General features: G+C 39.8%; 9 protein-coding genes. 6 read left to right on the top strand and 3 right to left on the bottom strand.

All coding sequences use genetic code 11. From position 1 onward, the window contains the following. The first annotated feature begins 120 nt into the window (after window positions 1–120). The 3 genes from JET18_RS18270 (at window position 121) to JET18_RS18260 (ending at window position 6,741) form a co-directional block, all read left to right on the top strand. Window positions 121–2,796 carry a reprolysin-like metallopeptidase gene (locus tag JET18_RS18270; RefSeq protein WP_202093455.1) on the top strand — a complete coding sequence of 892 codons (2,676 nt, stop codon included), beginning with the start codon at window positions 121–123 and terminating at the stop codon, window positions 2,794–2,796. Window positions 2,797–3,077: 281 nt separating this feature from the next. Beyond that, a complete protein-coding gene (locus JET18_RS18265; protein WP_202093453.1) occupies window positions 3,078–5,744 on the top strand; it encodes a reprolysin-like metallopeptidase in 2,667 nt (888 codons plus the stop codon). Window positions 5,745–5,859: 115 nt separating this feature from the next. Next, window positions 5,860–6,741, top strand: a complete 882-nt coding sequence (locus JET18_RS18260; protein ID WP_202093451.1) for an AraC family transcriptional regulator — start codon at window positions 5,860–5,862, stop codon at window positions 6,739–6,741. Between the two features lie 132 nt (window positions 6,742–6,873). Here JET18_RS18260 and ccoG read toward each other — a convergent pair whose 3' ends face one another. Next, on the bottom strand, window positions 6,874–8,316 hold the full coding sequence (gene ccoG, locus JET18_RS18255) for a cytochrome c oxidase accessory protein CcoG (RefSeq protein WP_202093449.1): 1,443 nt from the start codon (window positions 8,314–8,316) through the stop codon (window positions 6,874–6,876). A 268-nt stretch (window positions 8,317–8,584) separates the two neighbouring features. Here ccoG and JET18_RS18250 point away from each other — a divergent pair, with 268 nt between their 5' ends. Beyond that, on the top strand, window positions 8,585–9,478 hold the full coding sequence (locus JET18_RS18250) for an SMP-30/gluconolactonase/LRE family protein (RefSeq protein WP_202093447.1): 894 nt from the start codon (window positions 8,585–8,587) through the stop codon (window positions 9,476–9,478). Window positions 9,479–9,563: 85 nt separating this feature from the next. Here JET18_RS18250 and JET18_RS18245 read toward each other — a convergent pair whose 3' ends face one another. Then, the gene (locus tag JET18_RS18245; RefSeq protein WP_202093445.1) at window positions 9,564–10,871 is read right to left on the bottom strand and encodes a DEAD/DEAH box helicase; all 1,308 of its coding nucleotides are present in this window, start codon (window positions 10,869–10,871) and stop codon (window positions 9,564–9,566) included. 339 nt (window positions 10,872–11,210) lie between these two features. Further along, window positions 11,211–12,479, bottom strand: a complete 1,269-nt coding sequence (locus JET18_RS18240; RefSeq protein ID WP_202093443.1) for a C45 family peptidase — start codon at window positions 12,477–12,479, stop codon at window positions 11,211–11,213. Window positions 12,480–12,747: 268 nt separating this feature from the next. Between JET18_RS18240 and rpsA the strand changes: the two genes are divergently transcribed. Further along, on the top strand, window positions 12,748–14,538 hold the full coding sequence (gene rpsA, locus JET18_RS18235) for a 30S ribosomal protein S1 (protein WP_202093441.1): 1,791 nt from the start codon (window positions 12,748–12,750) through the stop codon (window positions 14,536–14,538). Between the two features lie 200 nt (window positions 14,539–14,738). After that, window positions 14,739–16,157, top strand: coding sequence for a T9SS type A sorting domain-containing protein (locus JET18_RS18230; RefSeq protein ID WP_202093439.1), 1,419 nt, complete (start codon window positions 14,739–14,741; stop codon window positions 16,155–16,157). Window positions 16,158–16,500: the final 343 nt, after the last annotated feature.

Below are 16,500 nucleotides of genomic sequence, written 5' to 3'. Positions count from 1 at the left end.
ATTCTATTTTAATATGTTTTATTATCAAAACGATAATGTTTTAATCTTTTATTTGAATTTTACTATTATTTTTAAGTTATATATTGTTATTTTTGACAAACCATACAAATAACAATATCTATGAAGAATTTTATCTTTGTTTCCATGCTGATGCTTCCTTTTTTAGGATATTCGCAATGGACAAAAACATCTCTCAGGACGCAGAAAGTAAAAGCGTCCCAGGAAAAACTGGAGTACGCAGGATTGTATTCCTTAGATGCAAATCAGCTTAAGCAGGCTCTGAAAGATGCTCCGGAGCGTTTTTCAGGATCCAAAGGAGTGATTGTTTCCCTTCCTACCGCAGGAGGAAAAATTGAAAAATTTCAGGTTTGGGAATCTTCCAATATGGATCCCGCTCTTCAGAAAAAATATCCGGATATCAAATCCTATGTAGGGACAGGTATTGAGGATCCATCAGTGTATCTGAGGTTCAGCATGTCACCTGTAGGGTTTTCTTCCATGATTACCCGTTCCGGCATGTCAGAATTTATTGAACCTTATACAGAAGACAGAACAGTGTATGCCGTATTCGATTCCAATGCAAGAAGAGGACAGGATAAAGAACCTTTTGAGTGCTCTACCCCTGATAAGCCGAAAGCTAAAGATTCTGAAAAAAAAAACGAAGCTGCCAATAAAAAGCTTGCCGGATTTAATGTTTTCAGGCTTGCTATTACCTGTACCGGAGAATATGCACAGTATCATCTGACAGCAGCGGGAACTCCGGCCAATGCTACAGAAGCCCAGAAAAAGGCAGTAGTTTTAGCTGCGATGAATGCCTCTCTCACCCGAATGAACGGAGTTTTTGAGAAAGACCTTTCACTCCATTTCAATCTGGTGGCTAATAATGATGCTGTTATCTATGTAGATCCTGCAACAGATCCTTACGGCGAATTTGATGAGCAAAATCCGCAGGCCCAAACTACAATTACAAATAATATAGGTGCCGCAAATTATGACATGGGGCATATTTTCGATAAAGAAGACGGAAACGGGTATGCTCCAGGGGAGATCTGTGATGATGCTTCAAAAGCCCAGGGATGGACTGCCAGTAATTTCCCGGAAGGCGATACCTTTGATATCGATTATGTAGCTCATGAAATGGGGCATCAGTTAGGAGCTAACCACTCATATAGCTACCAAAATGGATCTGCGGATCCAACCTCTCTGGTAGAGCCCGGCAGCGGTTCCACAATCATGGCTTATACGGGAATCACCAATGCTTATGATGTACAGTTTAATTCCAATGATTATTTTCATACTTTTAATATTACAGAAATTAAAAATACGATCAATGCACTTGCCTGTGGAGTTAATACACCTTTTGCCAATCCGGCTCCCAATATCAGTGCAGGAGCAGATTATACCATTCCCAAGTCTACACCGTTTGTCTTAAAAGCAACAACTACCGATGCCAATACCGCGGCCTATACCTATACATGGGAACAGATGGATGCTGCTTCAGGTCAGTTTGGAAACAATTCAATACCTTATACCGCCAAGCCTGCCGGACCTGTTTTCCGCTCCTTTGAGCCTGTAAACAAATTGGTAAGGTATTTCCCGGATTTCAATAATGTTTTGGCCGGTGTACTTATTACGAAATGGGAAACTGTTTCCAGTGTGGCAAGAAACCTTAATTTTGCTGTAACGGTAAGAAACAATGATATTACAGCACCTCAGACCAATAAAGATGCAATGTCAATAGCAGTAAATGGTGCCGCTGGTCCGTTTAAAGTTACGGCACCAACATTTGGACAGGCAGCTGTTTCAGGAGCGTCTGTAAATGTGACATGGGATGTAGCCAATACCACACAGGCACCTGTAAGCACAGCTAATGTTAATATAAAACTGTCTACAGACGGAGGGCAGACCTTCACAACTGTTGCAGCCAATACTCCAAACGATGGCAGTGAGCAGGTTACGATTCCTTCAGGATCTACTTCTGCCAATGCCTATATTTTAGTGGAAGCTGCAGGAAATATTTATTATGCAGTAAGCCCTAGCTTCGTGATTGACTATACCATTGCCGGAGAAACATGTACTACCTATACTTACGAAGGTGCCGCAGTAGCGATTACAGATGGCCCGGGTGGAAATGCCGCTATAGCATCGCCTAAAGTTTCTGTTCCTTTGATGGTCAATAATCCGGGGATTGTAACTAAGATTAAAGTGATTCCTTCTATTACGCATCCTTATGTAAAAGATCTGTCTATAGGAATAGAAGGTCCTTTGGGAACCTCTGCCCTTGTATGGAACAGACAATGCGGATCGCAGGATAATATTACAGCGACCTTCAGTGATGCAGGAAATGCTGCTGTGTGTGCTACTCCGATTCAGGGAGAAGTGAAATCCAATGAATCATTGGGAATTTTTGTAGGACATCCGGCTCAGGGACAATGGAAGTTATTTGCATCTGATAATTATACCGAAGATGCCGGAAGCATTACCGGATGGTCACTTCAGGTATGTACACGCCAGACCCAGGCATTAGGCGTAAAAGATACTGCTTCTCCATTGGCAGATGATATCAAAATCTATCCTAATCCAAGCGACGGGAACTTCTTCATTAAATCCAGAAACTTAAAAGGAGAAGTAAAAGTAGGAATGTTTGACGCCAGCGGAAAACTGGTATTCTCGTCTGCTTATCAAAGTGAAAACAACAGTACGAAAGAGTTTAATGTTAATGTTCCAAAAGGAGTGTATGTGATCAGCATCACCTCTTCGAAAGGAGCTTATAACACTAAGCTTGTCATTAAATAACAGATAAGAAATTTCTGAATAAAGGACCGGTGAATGCCGGTCCTTTTTATTTTAAAATATATCTAACTGATTATTATTTAGTATTTTAAATCTTTATTTTTTTCTTAATTAAATATAAAATAACGTATGTTTTACATAATTTAGTCTTTTAATTAGTATTTTGTTTTATTTTGATGTTTTTATTATCAAAAATATATTATTTTCATGTTTTGTTTGAATTTTATTATTAATTTTTAATTATATATTGTTATTTTTGATAAACCATACAAATAATAATATTTATGAAGAATTTTATCTTAGCTTCCATGCTGATGCTTCCTTTTTTAGGATATTCGCAATGGACAAAAACATCTGTCAGGACGCAGAAAGTAAAAGCGTCACAGGAAAAACTGGAATACGCAGGACTGTATTCCTTAGATACCCATCAGCTTAAGCTGGCTTTAAAAAATACTCCGGAACGTTTTTCAGGATCCAAAGGAGTAATCGTTTCACTTCCTACTGCAGGAGGAAAAATTGAAAAATTTCAGGTTTGGGAATCTTCCAATATGGATCCCGCTCTTCAGAAAAAATATCAGGATATCAAATCATACGTAGGAAGTGGTGTAGATGATCCTTCGGTTTATCTGAGATTCAGTATGTCACCCGTAGGATTTTCATCCATGATCACCCGTTCGGGCTCTACAGAGTTCATCGAACCTTATACGCAGGATAGAGCAGTTTATGCCGTATTTGATTCGAATGCAAAACGAGGACAGGACACGGAACCTTTTGAATGTTCTGTTACTGAAACCGTACAGAAAAATGTTGAAAATAATGAAAGCACCAATAAAAAACTAGCAGGTTTTAATATTTTCAGGCTCGCCTTGTCCTGTACAGGAGAATATGCAGAATATCATCTAACGGCTGCAGGTACTCCGGCTAATGCTACAGATGCCCAGAAAAAAGCGGTTGTCCTTGCAGCAATGAATGCATCACTCACAAGGCTGAACGGCGTTTTTGAAAAAGATCTGTCATTCCATTTTAATCTTATTGCCAATAATGACACCCTGATATTTCTGGAAGCGACCTCCGATCCTTATGTAAGCGGTGGTCCGAATGAGGCACATACTCAGATATCTGCAAGAATTGCTGCCGAGGATTATGATATGGGGCACTTAATAGACAAAAAAGGAGGAAATGGATCTGCTGGCTTAGGAGTAATCTGTAATAATAATTCCAAAGGAGCCGGATGGACCGCCCATAATTTCCCTGAAGGAGATAAATTTGATATAGACTATGTAGCCCATGAGATGGGGCATCAGCTGGGAGCCGGGCATTCCTATACGTACAGGTCTGCACAGTCCGATCAGAAAGTGGAGCCGGGAAGCGGAAGTACCATCATGGCATACACCGGAATAACAACAGCTTCGGATGTGCAGTTCAACTCCAATGATTATTTCCATACCAACAGTGTGACACAGATCAGAAATAAACTGAATAGTATTGCCTGCGGAGCCAATACACCTTTTGCAAACCCTGCTCCCAATATCAATGCCGGAGCGGATTATACCATTCCTAAATCTACACCGTTTGTACTTACAGCAACCACTACAGATGCCAATACTGCTTCCTATACCTATACGTGGGAACAGGCGGATCAGGCTGCTGCTGCCCAGATTGGAGCCGGAGATATTTCAATAGCTTATCCTACAAAGCCTACAGGACCTACTTTCAGATCCTTTTCTCCGATAAGTGCTCCTGTACGGTATTTTCCTGATTTTAATAAAGTATTGGCCGGTGTTTTATCAACCCGTTGGGAAGCCGTTTCAAGTGTAGGAAGAAGCCTTAATTTTGCGGCGACACTGAGAGATAATAACCCAATACAGCCACAGGTGTCCAAAGATGCAATGGCCATTACGGTAGATGCAGCATCAGGTCCTTTCCAGGTGACAGCTCCTGCTTTCGGACAGTCTTTGAACTCCGGAGGGATTGTAAATGTAACCTGGGACGTTGCCAATACCAACCAGGCTCCGGTAAATACGGCAAATGTTAATATTAAATTATCCAAAGACGGCGGACAAACCTTTACGGTTATTGCAGCCAATACTCCTAATGACGGGAGCGAGCAGATCACAATACCGGCAGGTTCTACCACTGCGAATGCATACATTATGATTGAAGCGGTAGGAAACGTTTATTATGCGGTGAGCCCAAGTTTTGTGATAGATTACACGGTAACTGGTGAAACCTGTAATACCTATACATACGGCGGTGCGGCAGTAGCCATTACAGACGGACCGGGCGGTTCAGGTATCTCAGCGCCTAAAACTGTCATTCCTTTAACGGTCAACAATACAGGGACCATCACCAAAATAAAGGTAACTACTTCTATTACCCATCCAGGCATTAATCAGCTTGCGGTAGGAATTGAAAGCCCTGTGGGATCATCCGCTCTTATCTGGAACAGACAATGCTCCGGACAGTCCGGAATCTCAGCTTCATTCAGTGATGCAGGGAATGCAGTAGTCTGTGCTTCACCGGTTCAGGGAGAAACCAAATCCAATGAATCCCTTGGAATCTTCAAAGGGCACAAAGCGCAGGGAGAATGGAAGCTTTATGCGACCGATAACAATGCAGGAAATGCAGGAACGGTAACTGCCTGGTCTCTGGAAGTATGTACAAGAGAAACCCAGACTCTGGCCACTCACGAGGTTTCTTCTCCATTGGCAGATGATATTAAGATTTATCCTAATCCAAGCGACGGGAACTTCTTCATTAAATCCAGAAATTTAAAAGGAGAATTAAAAGTAGGAATGTTTGATGCCAGTGGAAAACTGGTATTCTCGTCCGCTTATCAAAGTGAAAACAACAGCACGAAAGAGTTTAACGTTAACGTTCCGAAAGGAGTTTATGTGATCAGCATCAGCTCTTCAAAAGGAGCTTACAACACTAAGCTTGTCATTAAATAACAGATCAATAATATCTGAATAAAGGACTGGTGAAAGCCGGTCCTTTTTTATGCGTTTGTATTTTCCCGCTTTTTGCAGTAATTTTATCCTTTAACTACGATCTGTATTACGCGTAATGAATTCCATCTCTGTCCTTCATATTGAACTTTTCCAGTCCGGCAGGAATACTTCAGATTTTTATTTCAATACCATGAAAGAACATCTCGTTGTGGGACACCGTCATATTGAAAAACCGCACCGCCACGACTTTTACGCAGCTGTTCTTTTTACCGGGGGAAAAGGAGTTCATGAGATCGATTTCCAGAAATATGATGTTTCTGAGGGAAGTCTGTTTTTTCTTTCGCCGGGCCAGATTCATAGCTGGGAACTTTCGGAAGATATTGAGGGCTATATTTTTTTCTGTTCGCAGGAGTTTTACGAAATGCATTATGTCAGCCAGAAACTCCGGAATTTTCCATTTTTCGGCTCCGTATCTTTTCCGCGAAAGCTGCAGCTGGATGCTGAAGAACTAGAGAAAACTGGACATCTTTTTCAGGAGTTAGGAAAAGAGCATCAGTCTCAGGGCGTGATGAAAGAAGGGTTTATCCTTTCCCTGATGTCACAGGTTTTTATCAATGCAACACGGCTTTTTTCAAAAGATACAGATGTACTTTCTTCTTCTGCCAGCCTTTCTTATTTTAAACATTATCAGGATTTTGAAAACCTGATAGAACAGCATTTTACGAACCAGAAATCGATAGCTTACTATGCTTCATTACTGGGAATCACCCCAAAACACTTAAACAGGATTGCTCAGGCCGTTGTCCGGAAAACCGCAACCGATGTCATTACCGAAAGGGTCGTACTGGAGGCTAAAAGGATGCTGATTTATCTGGATGAAAGCCTTGGAGAAATAGCTTTCCGGCTTGGCTATGAAGAATATTCCTACTTTGTAAGAGTATTCCGGAAAAGCTCCGGAATGACTCCTACTCAGTTTATGAGAAAATATAAGGTTTAAAGTTCAAAGTTCAAGGTTCAAGGTTTAAGGCTCAAAGTTTAAAGTTTAAGAATGGGAGAGGAAGTTATAGAAGTCTTAGTCTGTAATGTCTCCAATCCCGAACCCCGTAACCCGCATCCCGTAACCTCCGCATCACAGCAAAAGCTTAAACGGTCCTTCAAACGTAGTTTCAAATGAATCCAGCATTTCGCCTTTTTCATCAAAAACGCCGATTACCATATTCTGCTTGGAAAATTTAATTTCTTCCTCCGGGAAAGTGATGTTGATGTTCCCTTTCAGGATTTCATCACCCTTTAATGTAATCTTTTTCGGACCGAAGTAGGTAATTTCTGCATGCGCGGGAGTCATTACCTTAATGGTCAGGATTTTTTTCTCGTTGGATTTATTTAAAAGAGTGTAGATAAAAGTATTCGTGATCTTACCGTCTTTAATGAAGAAGGTGGAGCCTGCCGGCTTAATGAATTTGGCTTCCATAGATCCGCGGTCATACATTAAGAATCCTAAAAATCCGATGAGAAGAGCCAGAAATACCGTTGTAGCCTTCATTCTTGAGGTGAACTTAAAAGCAGCCTGATTTTCAATTTCCGCTTCTGTAGCATAACGGATCAATCCTTTTGGAAGGCCCACTTTTTCCATCACCTCGTCGCAGGCATCAATACACGCTGTACAGTTGACGCATTCCAGCTGCTGTCCATGTCTGATATCAATACCGGTAGGGCAGACCACTACGCACTGATGGCAGTCGATGCAGTCGCCTTTTCCAGCGGCTTTCCGGTCTTCATTGTTTCTCCATTTTGAACGGCCTTCTCCTCTTTTAAAGTCATAATAAACATTGATGGTCTGTTTGTCGATCAGTACGCCCTGAAGCCTTCCGTACGGACATACCAGCGTACAAACCTGCTCACGCAGCCACGCAAAAACAAAATAAAATGTCATGGTGAAAAAGATCATCACAAGGAATTTCAGGGAATGATGGGCAGGGCCTTCACTCATGATCCGGAAAACCTCTTCATATCCCACAATGTACATGAACATAAAATGGGCGATAACCAGAGAAATGAATGCAAAAGCAGACCATTTCAAAAGTCTTTTTCTGATTTTCTCCGCATCCCATTCCTGTCTGTCGAGTTTCATCTGTTTATTTCTGTCGCCTTCGATCCAGTATTCAATCTTACGGAATACCATTTCCATAAAAAGCGTCTGCGGACACAGCCATCCGCAGAATATTCTTCCGAAAACCACGGTAAACAGCATGACGAAGATCACGGAAGTTACCGCTCCCAAAGCCAGAATAAAGAAATCCTGTAAGTAAAAAGGCTGGCCAATAATGAAGAATCTTCTGTCGATCACATTAATCAGAAGGAAGGGATTTCCATTAATTTTCAAAAATGGCAGTCCGAAAAATATAGCCAGCATGATGTAACTGGTGTAATTCCTGTAGTTGGTGTATTTTCCTTTAGGTTTCCGGGGAAAGACCCATTTTCTCTTTCCGGTTTCATCCATGGTTCCCACTGAATTCCTGAACGTGTCATTTTCCGTTTCTATGAATTTGTCACTGCTTGATTCTGCACTCATTGCGGTACTTTTGTTAAGTTAAAAAGTATTAAGGTGATATTTTGAGGCTGGATCAAGCTGTTTTTCAGTCAGTTTTAAAGAGGGAAAAGAAGTGTTGATCTTACCACAGCAAAGGTCCGGATAATCCATTTTTTTAACTAATACCATCTGCTTCCAAAATAGGACAATTGAGACATTTTATGTTTTGATTTTTATTGTATCAAATTGGGTGAATATATTGGGATCTTACCCGCGATATTGTAACTTGCGTGCTTTAAAGAAATGAAGAATGAAAAAGATCGGTAAAATAAGCATGGTTGGTTTGGTTTTCGCATTGCTAAACTGTCAATCAGTAAATTACAGCAAAATGTTTTATGGAGATGTACAGCCGGAGAAGGTTTCAGATCAGTTCAGTTTCACAGAAGGACCGTCTTCGGATCAGCAGGGAAACGTTTATTTCACAGACCAGCCCAATGATAAGATCTACTACTGGGACTGGAAATCCAATACCATCACGGAATTTTTAGGAAAAACAGGTCGTGCCAACGGGACTCATTTCGACAGGGATGGAAATCTCATCACCTGTTCTGATGATCAGGGCGAGATCTGGAAAATTTCCAAAGACAAAAAAGTGCAAGTGATCCTGAAAGGTTTCGAAGGTAAAAGACTGAACGGACCTAATGATGTCTGGAATGATTCTTCCGGCGGCATGTATTTTACAGATCCTTTATACAAAAGGGATTACTGGGTTGATTTTAAGCAGGAAATTGCTCACAAAAGCCTTTATTACAGAACAAAAGAAGGGAAAACCATTAAGCTGGAAACTTTTGTACAGCCCAACGGGATCGTAGGAAGCGAAACCTTTAAAAAGCTATATATTTCAGATATTGACGCCGGAAAAACCTATGTGTATGATATCCTTGGCGATGGAAAATTATCGGAAAGAAAATTATTCTGCGAAATGGGTTCAGACGGAATGACGCTGGATAAACACGGAAATCTTTATCTGACCGGAAAAGGGGTTCATGTTTTCAACCGCCATGGAAAGAAAATCTACCATATTCCTATTGAAGAAGATTGGACGTCCAACGTCACATTCGGAGGCGAAAATAATGAGGTTTTATTCATCACCGCTTCAAAATCTGTGTATACTTTACCGACAAAGGTGAGGGGAGTGAAGTAGGGTTAAGGTTAAGGTTAAGGTTAAGGTTAAGGTTAAGGTTAAGGTTAAGGTTAAGGCTGAATATGATAAAGTCTTAACCTTAGTCTTAATAAGCTACTTCCATTTTTACTTTTTTACCTTTCAGTTTTTCTGTACTTAATTTTCTCAAAACAGAAGCTACTTTATTTCTTGATACAGCAACGTAAGAAGTGGTATCTTTCACTTCAATAACGCCGATATCCTCTTTCTGAAGTTCTCCCTTTTTAATCAGGTAGCCTACAATATCCACTTTATTTACTTTATCCTTTTTTCCGGCACTGATGTAAATGGTCTGGAAAGGTGTTTTTTCAGGAACTTTATTGAAGCCTTCCACACTTTCTTCCGGTGTATTACTTTTAATGAACGGGAAATTTTCGTCTGCAGTCATGATCAGGTAGGCGAAACCTTTGGCATTCATTCTTGCGGTACGGCCGTTTCTGTGGATGAAAGCATCTTCTTTAGGGGGAAGTTGATAATGAACAATGGATTCCACCTCAGGAACATCCAGGCCGCGGGAAGCCAGATCTGTGGTGATCAGAATCCTTGCAGAATCATTTCTGAATTTCAAAAGAGCGCGTTCTCTTTCGTCCTGTTCCATACCGCCGTGGAAAGTCTCCCGGTCGATTCCTTTTTCAGCCAGAAGATCAGAAATACGGTCTACAGCCTCACGGTGGTTACAGAAGATCAGCGTTCTTTTGTTTCCTATTTTGCAGATTAGGTTAAACAGTGTGTCCAGTTTTTCCTCAGAAATGGTCATAACTTTTCTCAGTTGGATATCCGGCTTTACTTCACTTAATTTTAAAAAGTCAATGATCTTTTCATTTTTTAAGCCTGTAAACTTCGGAATCTCGTCCATTGCTGTGGCTGAGGTCAGAATTCTTTGCGAAAGACCCTTCAGAGCATTGGAAATAAATTCCATATCTTCATGAAAGCCTAATTCCAGGGCTTTATCAAATTCATCCAGAACCAATGTTTTAATCGTTTTAGGATCAAAATTGTTATTTCTTAAATGATAAACCACTCTTCCCGGAGTTCCGATCAGAACCGCCGGAGCTTCAATCAGATTATTGACTTCAATCTTTTTATCATGACCGCCATAACATACGGAAACCTTAAAATCTGTTCCCATAGATTTGAAAACCTGCTCAATCTGCAATGCTAATTCTCTCGCCGGAACTAAAATCAATGCCTGAATTCCGGAAACATCCTTTTTAAGATTTCGGAGAACAGGGAATAAAAAAGCGAGTGTTTTTCCTGAACCTGTAGGCGAAAGCAAGACAACATCCGTGTTGTTTTCAGTAGTTTTATAAGCAGATTTTTGCATCTGATTCATGTCCTGAATCTGCAGCTTTTGATAAATTGATTGTAGTTCCATGCTGCAAAGGTAGTGAATTTGGGTGGAGAGTTTGTGATGCGGGTTGCGAGTGTGTGAGTAGGAGGGTTGGAGAGTATGAGAGTTTGAGAGTTTGAGAGTTTGAGAGTTTTTGGGTTTCGGGGATACGGGATGTGAATAATGAGAGTAGGAGGGTTGGAGCGTTTTGAGTTTTTGGGTGGGAGCGTTTTAGGCTGTGAATTCAGAAATATTGAATAAACGGCAACTATCTGGCGGCTGAGGCTCCCGAAGCCACCAGTAATACCGTCTCAAATATCTAAACCTGCCCTTAAAAAATTCACCATTGACTGGCAAAGCAAAATACACTATTCACAAGCCACATCACAACTTCAGCCTGCCCAGCATTTCTTTCCCGCGCAGTAAAGTAACCGGATATGTTTCATCAGGGTTGGCAATGGCTTTTTCGTAGAATTCTTTAGCGGCAGCGGTATTTCCCTGGGTGAAATTGATGAAGCCGGTCATTTCGTACATGAAATTGCGGAGTTTGAGATCTTTTTCTTCTTTGATGCTGAGGTATGTTAACAGTTTTTCAGCGGAATTCAGGCGGGAATCTTTGTACGGTTTGTAGTCGTATCCGGTGGGTTTACTGAACCAATAATCCCACATGGCACCATTATGATGTTCGTTCCATGAATATTTGATAAGCTGTAAAGCAGCTTCCAGTAAGGCGGGATCCAGATTTTTATTTTTTGGATCTGATTTTTTACTTTCTGCAATATAACGGTCAATGGTGGTTTCTGTCCCTTTCTCCAGCATTTCCTTGAAAATAGATTCTTTAAGGTATAAAGCATGATTTTTGGAGAAGCTTTCATAAGCAAATGAAGCAGGGAAATGATCAGCCAGATTTTCTATGTGATATCCTTTTTTCAGTTCAGATTTTAAATCAATCTTATAAACGGTATTGTAATCGTGAAAAAGATACACATAGATAATTCCTTTTTTAAGATCGCAGATGGTAGAATATAAAGTGTTCAGTTCTCCTTCCTGATGGGTCTTGTCTAAAATAGTTTTCAGAAACCCAATATTGTTTTCCTTGGAAGTGGCAAGCATTTCATTGGCGATGTCCGGCCTTCTGCATGACAGTTTTCCATTGATCATATTGCAGTTGGAATTCACCTGAAAATCGCCTGTCTTTTCTGTGATACCTCCGGGAGTGATCACGATAGAGTTTCCTTCCTTGTCGGCTAATAAAGCTTTGGCAGATATAGCAAAGTCATATTTTTTCAGAAGGACCATGGCTTCTTTTACGGTTTTGCATTTTCCTAATATTTCCCACATCAGATCTCCTTTATAGGGATTTTTCAGGGTCAGTTTACTCAGGTCGTAGTTGGCTGCTGCAAAATCATAGAACAGTCCGTATTCATTCATTGCTGCGGCGGCCTGCATATCCGGAGCCCCGAAGCTGACAGAGCCGTAACGGTCTTTAGAGGCTGGGTTATACCAGATTCTGGTAAAAGGCGTCATATCATCTTCATTGGCAGCAACGAAGGTTTCTCCACCTCTGGAGCAGGAAAATATGGTACAGGCTTTTACCGTGTTCATACTATATGAAAATAAGCTGATTAAAAACAGAAGAAGTGTTTTTTGCATGGCTGGTGTATTTGTGAATGGTACAGGTTCTTTTATTAAAACACTTCATGGAACGGATGCATTACATGAACCCTAAAGTTTGTGCTTGATTTCTAATAAGAAAGACAGCGTAATCCATTGGTAATATAAAATAAAATCCTTATCTTTGCACCCACTTTTGGGGCGAAAAGGTTTGAAGAGTAAATTACTTATAATTAATTACTTCCGTATTTTTTAATCCGCATTTATCAAACCGTTAAAAAAGAAGGAATACAAATTTTATTAGAAAATGTCAAAAGAGACAAATTCAGCAGAGGTTTTATTAAACCAAAACGTAGCACCAGAACAATTTGATTGGGATTCATTCGAATCAGGTCTTGATGCAGATGCAAGAAAAGAGAAAAGCGATTTAGAAGAAATCTATAACGGATCTCTAAGCAGCTTAAATGATAACGACGTTATCGTTGGTAAAGTTGTAAGATTGACGGATAAAGAAGCTATCGTAGACATCGATTTCAAATCTGAAGGTGTTATTTCTCTTAACGAATTCCGTTACAACCCAGGTCTTAAAGTAGGAGACGATGTGGAAGTAATGGTAGACAGAAGAGAAGACAAAACCGGACAATTACAGTTATCTCACAGAAAAGCAAGAACGCTTAAAGCTTGGGATAGAGTAAACGAACTTCACGAAACTGGAGAAATCGTTAACGGTTTTGTTAAGTCTAGAACTAAAGGAGGTATGATCGTTGACGTACACGGAATCGAAGCATTCTTACCAGGTTCTCAGATTGATGTTAAGCCAATTAAAGATTACGATCAGTTCGTAGGTAAAACTATGGAGTTCAAAGTTGTGAAAATCAACCCAGAGTTCAAAAACGTAGTAGTATCTCACAAAGCATTGATCGAAGCAGATATCGAAGGTCAGAAAAAAGAAATCATCGCGCAGCTTGAAAAAGGTCAGGTTCTTGAAGGTACTGTTAAGAATATTACTTCTTACGGTGTATTCATTGACTTAGGAGGTGTAGATGGATTGATCCACATTACAGACCTTTCTTGGTCTAGAGTGAACCACCCATCTGAAATCCTTGAGGACGGACAGACTGTGAAAGTTGTAATCCTTGATTTCGATGATGAGAAAACAAGAATCCAGTTAGGTATGAAGCAGCTAGAAGCTCATCCTTGGGATGCTCTTTCTGCTGACATGAAAGTAGGAGACAAAGTAAAAGGAAAAGTAGTAGTTCTTGCTGACTATGGTGCATTCGTAGAAATCGCTCCAGGTGTAGAAGGATTGATCCACGTTTCTGAAATGTCTTGGTCTACTCACTTAAGATCTGCAGGAGACTTCGTGAAGGTAGGTGATGAAGTAGAAGCTGAAGTATTAACACTAGACAGAGAAGAGAGAAAAATTTCTCTTGGTATCAAGCAGTTATCTAAAGATCCATGGGAGAACATCGAAGCTAAGTATCCGGTAGGATCTCAGCATGTAGGAACTGTAAGAAACTTCACTAACTTTGGTGTATTCGTAGAGTTAGAAGAAGGTATCGACGGATTAATCTACATCTCTGATCTTTCTTGGACTAAGAAAATCAAGCACCCATCTGAGTTCTGTGCAGTAGGTGATAAACTTAATGTTATCGTTCTTGAATTAGACATCCAGGCTAGAAGATTATCTCTAGGTCACAAGCAATTGACTGAAAACCCTTGGGATAAATTCGAAACTAAGTATGCTGAAGGTACTATCCACGCTGGTAAAGCTGTAGAGGTTCACGATAAAGGAGCTTCTGTACAGTTCGAAGACGTAGAAGTAGAAGCTTTCTGCCCATCAAGATTATTAGAGAAAGAAGATGGATCTAAAATCAAGAAAGGTGAAGATGCTCAGTTCAAAGTGATCGAATTCAACAAAGAATTCAAAAGAGTAGTTGTTTCTCACACTGGAATTTTCAGAGACGAGGAGAAGAAAAATATGAAGGACATCTCTTCTAGAAATGTATCTTCTTCTTCAAACAACGAAGAAAGATCAACTCTTGGAGATATCGATGCATTAGCAGAATTGAAAAGAAAAATGGAAGAAGGTAAATAATCTTTGAACCATTGATCATACAGAGCCGCTCATTTATTTGAGCGGCTTTTTTTGTTTTCATATAATAGATAAAAAACGTTTAACATTGAAATAATGGATGTTTTGGATGTATTTTTTAATTTATTTTAATTATGGTTGAAATATTTCATCAAATTGGGAAAAAATATTATTTTTAGCCGACTAAATTTAAAATAGTAACCATGAAAAAAACATTCTTATTTTTCTTTGTGGCATTGATCATGTCATTGGGTAATCTTAATGCCCAGCAATCCTCAGATTACATCATTATGCTCGATAACGGAGGATCTACTACTAATGACAGCTATGTTCACATGAAACGCGGCGCAGTTAAACTGATAGAGCAGCTTTTAGCCTGTAATCCTGAAAATAGAGTAGCAGTTGTACAATACGGTGCCGGAATATACGGTAACCCGGCCGGAGTAAATAAAGCTTTAATTTATATTGAAAGTGATTTTACCAATGATGGTTTCACAGCAACAAATTTTAAAAGACGTCTGGATTTTGGAGATTATTTTCGTGAGTCCCTGGAGCTGATGGAAAATGCTTTCAGTGGAGTTTTTAACGGAGATATTGTAAGCATCCAGAATACTTTAAACATTGCCCAGCCTCTGAAGATTGTTGTGTTTACTGATGCAGAAAGGAATTCAGGAACTCCTCACGACTCCTATCTTGTTAATTACAATAATACAGCTTTTAATGATCCTGCGGCATTTGATACTGTAGTGAAGCTTAAAGTTGGCAGACAAGCCCAGTTTACAATGATTCATGCCAATACAAATACTCAGGCATTAAACGCTGCAGCATCTATTTCCAGTGCAGGTGGCTTATATACCGGACCATTGGAAACCAATACCTCGGATCCTGATAATGGTGTTTTGCCAAGACTGTATTATAACAGACCCAATGGCTTTTTTATAGGACATACTGAAGTGGATTACTGGAAGGAGCTGGCCACCAATATTTGTAATTCAGGTAATTTAGCGACTATAGATTTCAGATATGAACCGGGAGAATGTATAGAAAGTACGTCCGGTATTGGGGGATATTATAACCTTCCTGCCGGAGCTACTTTGGTCAATATGAGACTGGAGCTCATAGGTTTAGAGGATGGAACTGTATACCCGGTAACATTTAATCCTTCCTTTGGTCCCGGGAATTTCTACAATTATTTTTTTCAGCCGTCGGATTTTAATTATCCGGCAAGTAACGGAGCTACAGGCCTGCAGAAGTTCAGAATAAGTATGGTATATCTTCAGAACGGAGAATATAAGATTGCTTACAGCTGGAATAATTATCCTTATTTTGATTATGATATTAATATGAAATGTCCTGTACTGAGAAGTGCCCAGCCAAAAGAAAAAATGTTTACCCTGACATCCAATCCTACCAACGGATTGTTTAAAGTAATTCTGAAAAACAACCTTGAATCAGGACGGCTGGAAATCAGAGATCTGAACGGAAATGCAGTGTACAATAAAGTATTACGCAATCAAAAAGAAATAGATATTGATATCAGCTCCAGAAAAGAAGGGGTTTATATCGTGAATGTTATCAATGATAAGAACGAAATCTATTCAGAAAAAATAATTAAAAAATAAGCCGGACGGACCCATTGATTATAGAAGTCGCTCATTTACCTGAGCGGCTTTTTTATTGGCTGGATAGTACTACTGGTGGCTTCGGGAGCCTCAGCCACCAGATATTTGCCGTTCATTCAATATTTCTGCATTTACAATCTTCAATCTCAAAATTCTGCAACCTGAAACCCAAAAACGATCCAACTCTAAAACACTCCAACTCAAACCCGCATCCCCAAAAAACACTCCATTGATAAAGTAATAATTAAGGTGTTTTATTATAATTTTCTACCAATTGCTTTTATTTTTTAAAATAATTTTATTTTTCAATATTTTAAATGTGAATTATTTGTAGATTTGCCCG

The organism is Chryseobacterium endalhagicum (assembly GCF_016745235.1).
GTDB classification, from domain to species: Bacteria; Bacteroidota; Bacteroidia; order Flavobacteriales; family Weeksellaceae; genus Chryseobacterium; species Chryseobacterium endalhagicum.
Note: the sequence above shows the minus strand (reverse complement) of the source record. Positions and strands in the feature narration are given on the sequence as shown.